At 40.3% G+C, this 15,843-nt stretch carries 12 protein-coding genes; 1 reads left to right on the top strand and 11 read right to left on the bottom strand.

Going from position 1 to position 15,843, the window contains the following annotated elements; genetic code table 11:
* Nucleotides 1-175: 175 nt before the first annotated feature.
* From FIU87_RS07695 to FIU87_RS07680, 4 genes are all read right to left on the bottom strand, one after another.
* Nucleotides 176-1,321 (bottom strand): S8 family peptidase, encoded by a 1,146-nt coding sequence (locus tag FIU87_RS07695; protein WP_152444042.1) that lies wholly within the window; start codon nt 1,319-1,321, stop codon nt 176-178.
* Nucleotides 1,322-1,593: 272 nt separating this feature from the next.
* Nucleotides 1,594-2,724, bottom strand: a complete 1,131-nt coding sequence (locus tag FIU87_RS07690; RefSeq protein ID WP_253905576.1) for a S8 family peptidase — start codon at nt 2,722-2,724, stop codon at nt 1,594-1,596.
* A gap of 244 nt (nt 2,725-2,968) precedes the next feature.
* Nucleotides 2,969-4,318, bottom strand: coding sequence for a sodium-dependent transporter (locus FIU87_RS07685; RefSeq protein ID WP_152444040.1), 1,350 nt, complete (start codon nt 4,316-4,318; stop codon nt 2,969-2,971).
* Between the two features lie 333 nt (nt 4,319-4,651).
* Nucleotides 4,652-6,496, bottom strand: coding sequence for a PAS domain S-box protein (locus FIU87_RS07680; protein ID WP_152444039.1), 1,845 nt, complete (start codon nt 6,494-6,496; stop codon nt 4,652-4,654).
* A gap of 429 nt (nt 6,497-6,925) precedes the next feature.
* On the opposite strand from FIU87_RS07680, the gene FIU87_RS07675 reads away from it, so the two are divergent.
* The gene (locus tag FIU87_RS07675) at nt 6,926-7,795 is read left to right on the top strand and encodes an NAD(P)-dependent oxidoreductase (protein WP_152446465.1); all 870 of its coding nucleotides are present in this window, start codon (nt 6,926-6,928) and stop codon (nt 7,793-7,795) included.
* A gap of 327 nt (nt 7,796-8,122) precedes the next feature.
* Here FIU87_RS07675 and hutG read toward each other — a convergent pair whose 3' ends face one another.
* From hutG to FIU87_RS07635, 7 genes are all read right to left on the bottom strand, one after another.
* Nucleotides 8,123-9,079 carry a formimidoylglutamase gene (hutG, locus tag FIU87_RS07665; RefSeq protein WP_301538661.1) on the bottom strand — a complete coding sequence of 319 codons (957 nt, stop codon included), beginning with the start codon at nt 9,077-9,079 and terminating at the stop codon, nt 8,123-8,125.
* The gene (hutI, locus tag FIU87_RS07660; RefSeq protein WP_152444036.1) at nt 9,072-10,331 is read right to left on the bottom strand and encodes an imidazolonepropionase; all 1,260 of its coding nucleotides are present in this window, start codon (nt 10,329-10,331) and stop codon (nt 9,072-9,074) included. The genes hutG and hutI overlap by 8 nt, the downstream gene beginning before the upstream one ends.
* A 3-nt stretch (nt 10,332-10,334) precedes the next feature.
* A complete protein-coding gene (gene hutU / locus FIU87_RS07655) occupies nt 10,335-12,005 on the bottom strand; it encodes a urocanate hydratase (RefSeq protein WP_152444035.1) in 1,671 nt (556 codons plus the stop codon).
* Between the two features lie 20 nt (nt 12,006-12,025).
* Complete coding sequence (gene hutH, locus FIU87_RS07650) at nt 12,026-13,507, bottom strand: histidine ammonia-lyase (protein ID WP_152446464.1); 1,482 nt, start codon at nt 13,505-13,507, stop codon at nt 12,026-12,028.
* A gap of 146 nt (nt 13,508-13,653) precedes the next feature.
* Nucleotides 13,654-14,091 (bottom strand): histidine utilization transcription antiterminator HutP, encoded by a 438-nt coding sequence (gene hutP / locus FIU87_RS07645; protein ID WP_152444034.1) that lies wholly within the window; start codon nt 14,089-14,091, stop codon nt 13,654-13,656.
* Nucleotides 14,092-14,370: 279 nt separating this feature from the next.
* A complete protein-coding gene (locus FIU87_RS07640) occupies nt 14,371-14,988 on the bottom strand; it encodes a YfgM family protein (RefSeq protein ID WP_152444033.1) in 618 nt (205 codons plus the stop codon).
* A 29-nt stretch (nt 14,989-15,017) separates the two neighbouring features.
* Entirely contained in the window at nt 15,018-15,803 is a 786-nt protein-coding gene (locus FIU87_RS07635) for an SDR family oxidoreductase (protein WP_152444032.1), read from the bottom strand.
* Nucleotides 15,804-15,843 lie beyond the last annotated feature (40 nt).

Genomic DNA, 15,843 nt, shown 5'->3' with positions numbered 1-15,843 from the left:
TTAAAAACATAAAATAATATAAGCATGGGGGAGTGTGTCATCACACACTTCTCCATGCTTTTTATTCTGAAGTTGCTAGAACAAAGCTTATTAATGCGGTTATATTACTTGAATTACATAAGAAATGCAAAATGCCTGCCCCAAAGTAGTGGGTACAGGCATTTTTACATTTTTCTTATTGAAGAGCTGCTTCTAGATTAATGACACCGTTTCCGTAATTGAAGGCGGACCCTAGATTTGTTGCAGTATCTCTTAATCTCTCACGAACTTGAACGTTTGTTAGGTTCGGATTTTGAGAGAGTAAGATAGCTGCTGCTCCGGCAACATGTGGAGAAGCCATGGAAGTTCCATTTAACTCACCATATTGATTGCCAGGTAGCGTACTATTAATGGAAACACCTGGAGCCATTACTTCCAGTTCATTACCAACACTAGAGAAAGAAGCACGCTTGTTATTTGCATCTACCGCACCGACCGCAATAACTGAATCGTATTTTGCCGGATAGCCGATAGTATTAACCAATCCAAAAAATGATCCACTGTTTCCTGCAGCTGCAACCACCACTACTCCACTATTGTAGGCATTATCACACGCTTGCTTTAAGGTTGTGGAGCCAGTGCTACCTCCTAAGCTCATATTGATAACATCGATGTTATTGTCGATGGCCCACTCAATTCCTTGAGCGATACCAGCAAGCGTTCCACTTCCATCTGCACCCAATACTTTGACTGCATAAAGATCAACATTGTATGCTACACCAAGTACACCTGTAGTATTGTTTAAACCAGCAATGGTACCTGCTACATGTGTTCCATGGCCATTTCCATCTGATAATGCATCTGGTTCACCAGAAACAAAGCTTTTTCCACCTACTACCTTTAAATCCTCATGACTAGCATCAATTCCCGTATCCAACACCGCTACTTTTACTCCAGAACCAGTAACATTCTGTGCGTGAGCAACATCTGCTTTTATGTGTGGAATTCCGTATGGTACAGTTTGAGCCGTTGCTTGCATTTTTACATTTTCTTCTACATAGTCTACAAGTGGACTTTTTTCAAGTGCTGCTGCAGCAACTTCTGGCAATGTAATATGTAAAACATTCATATGCTTGAAGCTATGTTCGACAGAGCCACCTAGTGTAGATACTAACGTACTGGTTTTTTTAGAAAGTGCGCCTGTGTTCAATCCAACTAAATATTCCTTCATAATTGGTTTAGCACTTACTTTTGCACTTGCATTGGATGGTGTTAGTGAAAAGGATAATACCATCACAGCCGCCATTACCAATACAGCAATTCGCCTTAACGTCTTGTTCATCTGTTCATCACACTCCGACTATTTTTTTCTAAATAATCTTACTATTTAGATACTTATGATATTAGCATAATACATCGGAGGATGTTATTGGGAAAATAAGAGAAAGGATCGTGAATGATACCGTCATTTCATTGGTCATTTTCCCAATGGTGCATCATGGAATAATTACTAAACTAAATACCTATTACTTTTCCCTTATGTTAGTATAATAAAAAATGCATCGGACACATTTTCCGTGTCCGATGCAAAATATATTTTAAAGGGGGAATTACCTATTGCAATGCACTTTCCACGTTGATTAAACCTTTACCATAATAAAATGAACTTCCAAGGTTAGTTGCTGTATTCTTAAGCCTGTCACGAACTTGAACATTGGTCATGCTAGGATTCTTAGCAAGAATTAGGGCCGCCGCACCAGCAACATGTGGAGATGCCATAGAAGTTCCATTATAAGATGCATAGTTGTTACCAGGTGTAGTGCTAAGGATACTCACACCAGGTGCCATTACTTCTAACTCATTACCAACACTAGAAAAGCTTGCCCGTTTATTATTTGAATCCACAGCACCAACAGCAATAACGGAACTGTATCGTGCAGGATAACCGATCGTATTTTGCTTTCCTCTCGTTCCTGAGTTACCAGCTGCAGCGACTACCACCACACCACTTGCATACGCATTATCACAAGCTTGTTTTAATGCCGTAGAACCAGAGCTTGCACCAAGACTCATATTGATAACATCCATGCCATTTGCAATAGACCACTCGATTCCTTGCGCAATGCCACTTATCGTGCCACTGCCTGAGGCACCTAGTACTTTAACAGCATAAAGGTCTGCATTATAAGCAACACCTAAAACGCCTGTTGTATTATTAAGTGCGGCCACCGTTCCGGCAACATGAGTGCCATGCCCATTCCCATCTTGATAAGGATTTGATTCACCAGAAACAAAGCTTGCTCCGCCTTTTACATTTAAGTCGGAATGATTAGCATCAATTCCTGTATCTAAAATCGCTACTTTCACACCACTTCCTGTTACACCCTGAGCATGTGCTTTATCAGCTTTAATATGAGGAACGCCCCATGGTACCGTTTGTGCAGTAGCAAAAACTTTAACATTTTCTTCTACAAAAGCAATATTTGGATTCTTCGCTAAAGCTTCGGCAGCCTTAACTGGTAGGGTTACTTCAACAACCTCCATGTATTGGAATGTATGTTGAATATCCCCCCCAACAGAAGTAAGAAGATTTTGTGCTGATTGGGCTTTTACTTTATTACCTTTTGCAAATCCCACTAAGTATTCTTTCTTCTCTAGCTTCGAGACATGAGTTTCGGCTTGTGCAGATCCAAAAGCCAAAGAGAAAGCAAGTATTGCAATAAGTATTACCGAAAAACCTTTCATCCACTTTTTCATTACATTCACTCCTTCATCCAATTTTCAGGTTCACAACAAATGAAAAAAAATGAAAATTCTCATTATTAAGAACCTTCATGAAAATTCTACCACCACAATGGTTTAAATCCTATTGGGAAAAGAAAGGAAAAAAAACGAAATCATTTCATCTATTCATTGACGTTTTCCCAATGGTAATAAATCCCATAAAAAAATACACCGGACAAATATCCGGTGTAAAGAAGAACATTATTTACTTGTCAAAAACCCCGAGAGACTGTAAAAACACAAGGAGAATTCCTCCTGGTATCACATATCTCATGAGAAAATACCACGTCTGGAAAAGTCCTTTTTTCACGGGGGATCCTTGGAAAAATTCATCTTCTAAGATGCTTTTCGGTACTCTATAGCCGACAAATATGGAAATCAATAATGCCCCTAGTGGAAGCCCAATATTACTTACCAAGAAGTCTGCAGCGTCAAACAGCAAAAGATCTCTAACTGTAATATGGGAAAGGACTCCAAATGATAAGGCAGACGGAATACCAAGGACAAAGATAATTAATCCTGTAATAAATGCAATTTTTCTTCTTTTTTCCTGGTTATCCTTAACAATAACCGCAACAATAATCTCTAATATTGAAAAAGCAGATGTTAATGTTGCAAACAATAGAAGAATTAAAAACATGGTCAAAAACATTGCCCCAAAAGGAAGTTGATCAAATACCGCTGGTAAAACGACAAACACTAATCCTGGCCCCTCATCTGGTTGTAAACCTAAGGCAAATACTGCTGGGAAGATAACAAGCCCGGACAACAGCGATATGATGATATTCAAACTAACAACAGACCCTGCAGATTTTACGAGGTCTTCCCCTTTTTCTAGGTACGAGCTGTATGTAACCATAATCGATATTCCGACACTAAGTGAAAACAGGGCCTGTCCAAGTGCCATCAAAAAGGTGTTCGGTGTAATAAGAGAAGGATCTGGTTTTAGAAAATATAATATTCCTTCTGACGCACCTTCTAACGTTAACGATCGAGCCAGTAATACAATAAAGATAACAAATAATAATGGCATTAAAATTTTGCTGGCTTTTTCTATCCCACTTTGGACCCCAGCCTGTACGACCCAAATGGTAATACCAAGGAAAATTATTTGGGCAATCAAAGCTTGTGATGGATTGGCAATGGTCTGTTCAAATAGACCTGTATATTCCTCCAAAGAAAATTGCGACAAGCCACCTGAAACACTTTTCCACAGATAGGTTAAAATCCAACCTCCTACTACGCTGTAAAAGGATAAAAGAATAAAGGAAGCAATAACCCCTAAAACACCTATGTAATACCATTTAGAATTTTTGGCGAGTTTTTTATAGGCGGTAACTGCATCTTTTTGTGTGGATCTTCCGATAATAAACTCTGCTAAAAGCATCGGTGCCCCTATAATTAGGGTGAAAAGAATAAATAAGAGAAAGAAAATCCCTCCACCATTTGTTCCAGCCATATACGGAAATTTCCATATTGCTCCAATGCCTATAGCAGACCCAGCTGCTGCTAAAATAAATCCTAGTTTTGACGTCCATTGCTCATGCTGTTTCATTTTTTAATACTCCTATTTTTCAGATTAGTCTCCTATCATACTATCCTTTAGAAAAAATGTATAGGGAATTTTCTGTCAAATACTACAGTAGTTTTTGGCAACTATTACATTGTAAGGATTCTCACTTTGGTGGTAAGATATTCTTTTTCTTATCTGTTTTCTATAATATTGTTGCTTTAAACTAGGAAAAAGTCAGCTTTACGACTCTTTTCAATCTTCAAACTAAGATAGAAAAATTGGTACGTGTGTAAAACTCCTCCACGAAAAAGAGCACAATAGCATGATGGGTGTCTTCACTATTCGCAGTAGCAACAAACAGGCCTTTACTTACGTTTATATTTTCGGAAAGCGAACTTCGATGATAGTTCCCTCTCCAACCTTACTTGAAACATGTACAGTTCCTTCATGGTTTTTAATAATGTTAAAGGTAATCATCAATCCAAGACCCGTGCCTGTTTCTTTCGTTGTAAAAAATGGGTCACCTAATCTAGATAGAATTTCTTCTGGAATCCCATCCCCTTCGTCTTGTACTTGAATTACCACTTCCTCGCCCTCTTCTTTTGAATGGATAAAGATTGTTCCTCCATTGGGCATCGCTTCGATTCCGTTTTTTAATAAGTTAATAAATACCTGCTTAATCTGATTTTGGTCGCATTTGATGGATGGGCTTGCAGCTTGAAATTTCATATTAAACCAGACATTGTTCATGATTGCCTGTGTCTCTAATAGGGTTGTAACATCATTAAGGAGGGAATGAAGGCTTACTGGATGTACGTAAGTTTGATGTGGTTTTGCAAGTAGTAATAATTCACTAAGAATCAACTCGATTCGATTAAGCTCGGATTCAATAATTTCAAAGTACTCTTTTCTGTCTTCTCTCTCCCGTTCCAAAAGCTTAAAAAAACCTTTTATTGCGGTTAAAGGATTTCGTATTTCATGGGCTATTCCAGCAGCTAATTGCCCTGCAACCGAAAGCTTTTCTGACTGCAGCATGATGGCTTCTGCTTGTTTTTTTTCTGTAATATCCCTGATAATTACTTGCAATGCGTCGTTGCCAAGATAGGTTGTTGGGATTGCCACAATTTCCGTATAAATCCGTTTTCCTTTCATTGTGGTCCATGCTTGTTCAAAAGTGGGAAGTTTCGCTCCACTCTTTTGACTAAATACCTCACTCCAAATTTTTACAAACTCACATCTATCTATATTGGTGTAAACACTTTTACCAAAAACATCACCATAATTTTCTACTTCGAGCATTTCAAGCCCAGATTCATTGATGAAGGTCCATTTTTCATCACAAATTACACCGATTGTATCGATAGAATTTTGCACAAGCTTTCGAAACCGCTCCCGGCTGTTTTGTAGTATTTTATGAAAATTCTTCCGATGAGAAATATCCACCAGCATCACAAAGGAAGCGGGATGGCCTTTATAGGAAGTTTGATTGGATACTACTTCCAAATCGATTGCCCTTCCATCAAAACGAATCCACCGTTGCTCCATCTGCCCGACTCTTAATCCCTCTTGTACTGATTTAATGCGCTTTTCTACAATTTCATGATAGTTTTCTTCTATGTATGTATACACAGAGGTTTCTAGTAATTGCTCCTTATGACAAGCTCCGAGCATGTTTGTTGCTGCTTCGTTCACAAACTTAATGATTCCGTCTGCAACAATTAACAACCCATTTGGTAAGTGTTCAATTAAATCATAAGCGGAATAATTCTCCTTGGCAGCATCAACAATCTTTGTGCGGTTTAATGTAGAGTTAATAGAAGCATTTTTAATCTCTACATGAGAGAATTCTCCAATATCTGAGATTGGTGAGAGCATGAGGACTATTTCCTTTATCCGATCTCCTGATGATTGCACCTCTGAAAGAAATGCCTCAAACCAAAGAAAGGTATGGTCTTTTTTTTGTATTCGAAAATAGCAATGTGTTTCTTGAGAAGGTTGATAAATTAGACTTTCAATTAAGTATAGATCTTCAGAATTAATCCACCTTTCTAATTTTGTTTCTAAAAGCTCATTCTTAGAAAAGCCAAGCAACGATTGACACGCAGAGGAGACATATTGAATTTCTCCTTCATCAGAAACCACCATAATCAACTGAATTTTTGAGGCAGACTCGTTCAATGGAGCTTTTTCCTTTTTAGCTAGAGAATCCTGGGTGTTCATCGTCTATTCCCCCCCTTTATGAATTATCTATAAGAAGCTATGATGGATATGACTTTTTTTCACTTTTCAATATTCCCTATTATACTACAATTTTCTTAATTTTTCTAAATATTAAAACTAATAACTCTTTGCAAATCTAGTGGTTTCTAAACATGTTTGTATGATGTAGAACATTATATAATGATAGAATACAAATAATTGATATTATCTAGATAAACTCTGTATAACACAGCAGTTGATTTCCGCAATTGACTAAGCGTTCTGCGGGGCGATTTGTAAGTTTTCTCAGGCTTTGCGCCTGTGGGACTCCAGTCTCTCGCTTTACTCCCGCGAGAGTCTCCGTATTTGCTTCCATCAATAGCAAGGAACGGCTTTCAATCAATATTCAGTTTTCATTACATAATGGAGAGGAAGTAGAGTATGAACACGATGAAAAAAATAGGTTTTATTGGAACAGGTGTGATGGGGAATAGTATGGCTCATCATCTACTAGCGATGGGATATGAAGTTCGTGTGTATACAAGAACTAAGGAAAAGGCTAGCTCTTTAATCGAAAAAGGAGCGAGCTGGGTAAATACACCAGGGGAAGCAACATATGGTGCAGATGCTGTTATTACGATGGTTGGATATCCAAAGGATGTGGAAGGAATATACTTCCATGAGGATGGTATTCTTGCTCATGCAACTACCGGGACCATGTTGATAGATATGACCACTTCCACACCAACTCTAGCCAGAAAAATCTATCTATCTGCAAAAGAGAAAGGGATCTATAGCTTAGATGCTCCTGTCTCAGGAGGGGATATTGGAGCAAGAGAGGCGAAACTAACTATTATGGTTGGAGGAGATAAGGAGGCCTTTGAACAATGTCTTCCTATTTTCAAAGCACTTGGTAGCAATATTATCCACCAAGGCGATGCTGGTGCTGGTCAGCATACAAAAATGTGCAACCAAATAGCAATTGCCACAAATATGATTGGTGTCTGTGAAGCGCTAGCCTATGCGGAAGCGGCTGGCCTTGATCCGGAGAATGTGTTAAAAAGTATCTCAAGTGGTGCAGCAGGAAGCTGGTCGCTGACAAATTTAGCTCCACGTATTATTGCTGGAAACTACGAGCCTGGTTTCTTCGTAAAGCATTTTATAAAGGATATGGAAATTGCCTTAGACGAGGCAGAACGAATGGGGCTGGAAGTACCTGGATTATCATTAGCAAGGGAAATGTATGTGAAGCTATCTTCTACTGGTGAAGAAAACAGCGGAACTCAAGCTCTGTATAAGCTCTTTGCAGAAAAAAAATAATAAAAAATGTAGAAGGCTGGGACAAAAGTGTTTTAGCCTAAGTAAAAACCGAACTGATTGGAGTAATTGATCTAATCAGTTCGGTTTTTTTAGTATTAAAATATGCTTTTACTTTTTAGATGACACCAGCGGTTGATTGGAGTGCAAGACGTAGACTCCTGCTTAGAGAAGTGGCCAATGTGAGACCCCCCAGGCGAAGCCGAGGAGGCTCACGGGTCACCCGCGGAAAGCGAAGTCTTGCACGGAAATCAATAGCGGTATTGAATTCCGGCATTATTATTGTTCGTCTTTTTGTTTGTGTTTTTAAGTTTTTTCCCTGATTCCTCTTTATTTTTTTCCTCTTAAAAATTCTAATAAACAATGAACGGCTACTCTGCTGGTCATGTCACGGATGTCAATCGTCGGATCTATTTCTACAATATCAAGACCACATACTAGGGGTTCTTTTCCAAGCTCAAAAATAGCTTCGAGAAGCTGTTCGCTTGTCATGCCACCTGGTCCAATTGCAGGACATCCTGGAGCAAATGCCTGATCAAGCACATCCATATCAATGGAAACATAGAGATGGTCCACTTTTTCTTTCAGTTGTTGCACAGCAGAAGCTAGTATCCTGTTTATCCCTTGCTTCCGTACATCAGCCATCGAATAAACCGTCACACCATGCTGTTTAGCATATTGATGATAGTAACTGCTGTTAGAGTAATTTCTAATTCCAATCTGCACAAGATGCTGTCCCTGGATCACGCCTCCCTCTATTAGGCGCCTGAATGGTGTCCCATTAGTTGGACCACCATCATCTGTATTTCTCAGATCATGATGTGCATCAAATTGAATGATTCCTATTTTTCCAGATTTAGATGCGGTTAACCCTTTAATAGTAGAATACGTTATGGAGTGATCACCACCAATAAAAAGTGGCAGGCAGTCTGGGTGCTTCCCTGTTATTTGTGCAACAGAGTTTTCAATGCGATGATAGGATTCCTCCACTTTTGTAGCATGCATATAAATATCTCCTGCATCATGTAGAACGTTGCATTCTCGTAAATCCAACTCATCCTCAAGTGCATAGGAAGAATATGAATGAAGAAGTTTTCTCACAACAGTTGGAGTAAAGCTTGCACCAGAATGACTGATAGATGGCTTGGATAGCGGTACACCAATAAGGGTGGGACCGCTCATTTCGGTAGTCCCATCCCAGTTTTTTAGAAGTTCAGCAGCCTTTGGGTATTGATGATCAATGAATCCAGGGCTCCCAGCCTGGACTAAAAATTCTGGTCTATGCAAAGGATGCGCCTCCTTTAGCCACTTCTTTGCCTTGTACATACACTGTATGTGCATGATTGACACCATAATGATAAGGCACATATTGATAATTTGGCGCGTTCCAAATGACTACATCTGCTCTACGGCCTACTTTAAGTCGACCTGCTTCCCCTTCTTTATGAATCGCTTTTGCAGCATTTACCGTAACCGCATTCCATATTTCCTCACACGTCATTTTCAGCTTGAGCATTGCTAGGTTCATGATAAACTGAATATTTTCTGTTGGAGAGCTCCCAGGGTTAAAGTCTGTTGCAAGCGAAACCGCTCCACCTGCAGCAATGATTTCCCTCGCCTTTGCAAATCCATCCTTATTTAAATAAAAGGTGGTTCCTGGCAACAATACAGCAACTGTATCTGATTGCCCAAACTTGGCGATTGCTTCATCTGATGCTGCGATGAGATGATCTGCCGATGCAGCTTGCAAATCAATGGCAAGCTCCGTACCACCAAGCGAGACGATTTCATCAGCATGTATTTTTACGGCAAAACCTGCTTCTTTCGCTTTTATTAAAAAATTGCGGGATTGTTCAATGGTGAAAACTCCCTCTTCACAAAAGATATCGACGAACTCTGCTAACTTTTCTTCTTTAATTTCTGCGAACATAGCCTCCATTTCCTCTAAAAAAGCATCAGGGTTCTGCTGAAATTCTTTAGGAATAGCATGTGCTCCTAAAAACGTAGAGGCAATAGTAACATTGTTATTTTTTTGCAATTCTTTTACCACTCTGAGCTGTTTTAGTTCTGTTTCCTTCTCTAAACCATACCCACTTTTCGCCTCGAGAGTTGTTACCCCAAAGCTAATTAAGCGGTTCAAGTGAAATTGGGCTTTGTGAACAAGCTCCTCAAAGGATGCTTCCCTTGTACTTTTTACAGTAGAATGAATGCCGCCACCTTGTTTTAAGATATCAAGGTATGGTACTCCCTGTTGTTTTAAGGCAATTTCGTGTTCTCTTGACCCACCGAAAACCAGATGGGTATGAGGGTCGACAAGGCCTGGGGTGACCAGACGATCCTCACAATCAACGGTGTTCTCTGCTTGATGAACGGTTGCTTCTTCTGTTGTTCCAATAAAAGCAATGATCCCATCCTTAAAGCCAATTGCTCCGTTTTCAATGTGTGGCAGGATAGTCATACTTTCCCCTTTTACCATGTCTGTCTCGTGGTCCATTGTTAATAATTGGCCGCAGTTGATTAATAAAGTATCTAATTTCATGGTTTAGTCACGCTCCTTCAAAAGAGGAATGTGCACGCCTTTTTCCTTTGCTACTTTTTTCGCAAGATCATAGCCTGCATCGGCATGGCGAACTACACCCATTCCAGGGTCTGATGTTAGCACACGCTCTAGTCTCTTAGCTGCAGCCTCGGTCCCGTCAGCGACAATCACCATTCCTGCGTGTAATGAATAGCCCATACCAACTCCTCCACCATGATGAACAGAAACCCAGCTAGCCCCGTTTACACCATTGATAAGTGCGTTTAGAATCGGCCAATCTGCTACAGCATCGCTTCCGTCAAGCATGGCTTCTGTTTCTCTGTTTGGAGATGCCACCGATCCACAATCGAGGTGATCACGTCCAATGACAATCGGTGCGGAAAGTTCCCCATTTGCTACCATTTCGTTAATAATCTTACCGAATTTTGCACGTTCTCCATACCCTAACCAGCAGATGCGGGATGGCAAGCCTTGAAAGGCCACTTTTTCTCTCGCCATGCGAATCCAATTGCATAAATGTGTATTGTCGGCAAACTCACGTAAAATTACTTCATCTGTTTTATAAATATCTTCTGGATCTCCTGATAATGCTACCCAACGGAAAGGGCCTTTACCTTCACAAAATTGCGGACGAATAAAGGCTGGAACAAATCCTGGGAAATCAAATGCATTCGTTACCCCTTCATCAAAGGCAACTTGCCTGATATTGTTACCGTAATCAAAGGTGATAGCACCTTTCTTTTGAAGTGTTAGCATCGCTTTCACATGCTCTGCCATACTCTCTTTTGCCAGTTTTACATATTGTGCCTGCTCATTTTTTCTTAGATTATTTGCCTCTGCAAGCGAGAACCCAACTGGAATATACCCATTTAAAGGGTCATGCGCGGATGTTTGGTCTGTTAATAAGTCAGGTGTAAAACCAAGTTCCACCAGCTGAGGAAGAATTTCCGCTGCATTTCCTAATAGTCCAATAGATAGAGGCTTTCCAAGTTTTTTAGCTTCTTCTGCTTTTTCTAGCGCCTCTTTGACACTGGTGACTTTCACATCACAATATCTCGTCTCTAAACGGCGGTCAATCCGGTGCTCATCTACTTCAATGGCTATACACACTCCACCATTCATCGTGACAGCTAACGGCTGAGCCCCTCCCATTCCACCTAAACCTGCAGTAAGTGTAATCGTCCCTTTCAGGCTGTTATGAAAATATTGCTTGGCTGCCTCTGCAAATGTTTCATAGGTTCCTTGCAAAATGCCTTGTGTTCCAATATAAATCCAGCTACCAGCTGTCATTTGGCCATACATCATAAGACCTTTTTGATCTAGTTCATGAAAGTGATCCCAATTTGCCCATTTTGGTACAAGATTGGAATTGGCCAAAAGAACTCGTGGTGCATCAGCATGACTCTTGAATACCGCGACAGGCTTACCTGATTGAACAAGTAAGGTTTCATCTTCCTCAAGATTTTTTAGTGATTCCACAATGGCGTCGAAGCTTCCCCAATTGCGGGCGGCTTTTCCAATTCCGCCATAAACGACAAGCTCTTCTGGAATCTCCGCAACTTCAGGGTCCAGGTTATTCATCAACATTCTAAGTGCTGCTTCCTGTACCCAGCCTTTTGTATTCAATTTGCTTCCTCTAGGTGCTTTTATCACTTTCACTTGTTCGTTTGCCATGTTCTTCATCCCCTTATATGTTAGTTACTTTCTTTCATCCATGAGGCAAGTGCTTCAATATCCTTAGAAAATACACGATCCTCTGAAATGGTCTCCACAATATTTCTGCCCTTTTGATACCATGCTTTCATCTCTTTAGAGGATAGGAATACACCTCTGTATTCCACTGCCTGCAAGGAGCAAATCCATTCAATTGCCAGCACTCTTCTGACATTTGCGATTATCTGATAAGCATGCCTTGCTCCAATGGTACCCATGCTCACATGATCCTCTTGGTTAGCAGAAGAAGGAATGGAATCTACACTAGCTGGATGGGCAAGTGTTTTGTTTTCCGACACTAGAGAGGCGGCACAATACTGCATGATCATCGCACCAGATTGGAGCCCTGGCTTAGGACTTAAAAACGGTGGTAAATCATTCAACTGCGGATTCACCAGTCGCTCTATTCGTCTTTCCGAAATATTTGCAAGCTCTGCCATTCCCATTTTTAGAAAGTCCATCGCAAAGGCAATCGGCTGGCCATGAAAATTCCCTCCGGAGATGACCTTGTCTCCATCATCAAATATTAATGGGTTATCGGTTGCAGCATTAATTTCAATCTCAAGCTTTTCCTTTACATAACCAAGCACTTGCCAGCTAGCACCATGAACCTGGGGAATGCACCTTAGCGAGTAGGCATCCTGCACACGTTTTTCCCCTTGCTTTGTAACAAGCTGACTTCCTTCAAGAAGCTTTCTCATTCTTTGAGCTACCTCAACTTGCTCTTTATAACCTCTAGCTATATGCACATCTTCATCAAGCGCATCGACAATTCCTTCTAGCCCTTCAAAGGTCATAGCGGCAATTCGTTCTGCTTGATAGGCCAGTTTCTCAGCCTCAAGGTAGGCAACCACCCCCACTGCTGTCATGGCTTGCGTACCATTAATTAAGGCGAGTCCTTCCTTTGCTTTTAACTCAAGGGGAATGATATTTTTTTCTGCTAACACACTAGCTGTATCCCGCTTTTCTCCCTTGTAAAAAACTTCTCCCTCTCCTAAGAGGGTTAATACTAGATGGGAAAGGGGTGCCAAGTCTCCACTAGCTCCAAGTGAGCCTTGTTGAGGGATGACAGGGTGAATACCTTCATTCACATAATCTAAAAGTCTTTCAATTAATATAGGCCTAACTCCTGAAAATCCCTTTAATAAGGCATTTGCTCTCAGAACAAGCATGGCACGAGCAATCCTTTCTGAGAATGGTTCACCTACTCCACAAGCATGAGAGAGAATTAAGTTACGTTGAAGTGCAGCCGTTTCCTCTACTGGTATTAGCACATCACTGAATTTCCCAAAGCCTGTGGTAATTCCGTATACCACTTTTCCGTCTAAGACTATTTTTTCAACAGCACCGCGACTAGCTGTTACTCGAACCATGGCATCTTTGCATGGTGTTACTTTTGCATTTTCAAACAAAATTTTGTTCAATTGTTCTAATGTCAAGGATCCTCCGTCTAAGGTTATCATTGCAACACTCCCCTTTTCCTTGTGTTTCTCCATTTACAAATCCCCCTTTTACACACAAAAAGAGGCCATACTTTAATTAGGTATCTAATCAAAGTACAGCCCCCTATTTTCTAAACAACTATGGGCATTGCTATTTTTTTGTTCTATTAAATATGATTGATGCCAAGGCCGATGGTTTCGTGCTCGGAGCCTCTAACAGGAGCGCCAATTGTGCCGTACAATGCAACAGCAATCCAATCGCCTTCTTCCATATCCTCATATGGATTTCCTCTGACAACGGCAAAGCGCAGGCCTACGGTTCTCATGACAGGACCTAATTGCACTTGCCCCCTTGTGACACCGCTAAGGGCATCCATTATCGCGTGATATAGCGCATGTGTTTCACGATAGCCGTCAGATTTAATAATTCCTTCTCGTTTGGCTGCCGTTTCAATCGCTGCAACTACCTTCTGAGAATCCATGGAACCTACTTTTCCAAGACAACTATTCCATTGAGATGGGATGCTAATACCCTCATCTTCCTGCTCCATCATAGCAAGTAAGATGGCATGCTTCCCTATTCTTCTATCCACTGCTAATACCATATGCATTTTCCTCAATACTGTAAATTTTCTAATAACTAATGTCTACTACAAGTGTATGATTGTTCAAGCTTCCTTGTCAAGGTGATTCTTTAGGTAAAGCTCTTTTCTAAAAGATTGTTGCTTTTATAGGAAAAAGTCGATTTTAAGACTTTTTCCAATCTTCAAGCTAAGAAAAATTGCCACATGTTTAATACTTTCTCCACGAAAAGAGCACAACAGCAACGTTGAATACGGGTGTCTAAACTATCCGCAGTAGCACCAAACTTTGCGAAAACAGCTTTAAGTTAAGTGCTCAAACTCTTTGTACAGCATGTAATATTGCAAGCCTTTCGTAACAGAAAGTACTTCCTGTCTTTTTTGTTTGGCAAGCGCAATGTCTTTCTTTTTTTGAGCTATCTCCAGCTGCATTGCGAGCTTCATCCAGTCTTTAGGCAAAAGAGCGATGAGATCTTCTGCTTGTTTGAACCTCTTCTCCTCTATAAGAATTCCCGCTTGAATGTAGGTTCTAATATCTGTTTGCTCTACCTTTTCTACTATTTCTTTTGCTTTCTCTAAGTTTTTTGCTTTCAAATGATACTGAGCCCAGAAAACAGCGGTTTTTTTCCCTTTCCATTTCCGTTCTAACTCTTCTAGTTCATTTTTTGCTTTACCTAGATCTCCATTTGCAAGCTCTAAAACAAAGCCGTAATACGGTTCTCTTCGCTTCTTTTCTAAATATTTTTCAATCTTTTCAACATCCCTTGATAGAAACATATAGCGGATATCACGGTAAGAAAAGGCGAAAAAAGCCAAAATAAGCAGGACAACAAAGCCCCAAAAATGAAATTGAATATCTAAAAATGCCAAAATGATACCGATGGCAAAACCACCAACAATAAGAAATAAGATGTTTTTCATTCTAGTAGTATTCCTCCACTATCTTCCTGTTAAATTGATTTAACCATTCCGCCATCTACAAGAAACGAGCTTCCTGTCATATAGCTATTTGCATCAGAAACTAAAAACGTCACAACCTTTGCAAACTCCTCCGGCTCACCGTAGCGGCCTAGCGGAATACCTGATTTCACCTTTTTCTCCATTTCTTCCTTTGTAATTCCTTGTTTTCCAGCATTAACTTCATCTAAAAAGGCAACTCGGTCGGTAGCAATACGACCTGGTGCGACGGTATTAATCAGGATGTTGTCACTTGCAAGCTCACCGGCAAGTGTTTTTGTCAAACCAACAATTCCCGTCCGAAACGTATTAGATAAAAGGAGTCCAGCAATCGGCTCTTTAATGGAGGAGGAAGCAATATTAATGATTTTTCCACCATTCTTTTTCAGATGTGGAAGAGCTTCGCGGATCATGCGAATGTAACTTAACAGATTCAGTTCAAAAGCGGACTGCCACTGTTCATCGGTAATTTGTTCAAAGCTGCCTGCTGGTGGACCACCTGCATTATTAATAAGCACATCAAGCTGCCCGAAAATATCGATCGTATGCTTGACTGCCTGTTTGATATCCTCAGGCTTTGTAATATCGGTTGTTATGTAAGTAACATGACCATGGTGCTTCATGGTTAACTCATCTTGAAACTTTTGAAGTTTCTCCTCATTTCTGCTTGCAAGGACGACGTTCATTCCTTCTTTTACGAAGGATTCTGCGATTGCTTTCCCGAGTCCTTGACTTGAAGCTAACACGAGTGCTGTTTTTCCTTTTAAGTTCAATTCCACAATCAACACGACCTTTTCGTTAAGATAGTTTTATTATAAC

The organism is Bacillus sp. THAF10 (assembly GCF_009363695.1).
In the GTDB taxonomy this organism is placed as follows: domain Bacteria; phylum Bacillota; class Bacilli; order Bacillales; family Bacillaceae_I; genus Sutcliffiella_A.
The sequence above is the reverse complement of the archived record's forward strand: the minus strand, read 5'-3'. Positions and strand labels throughout refer to the sequence as shown.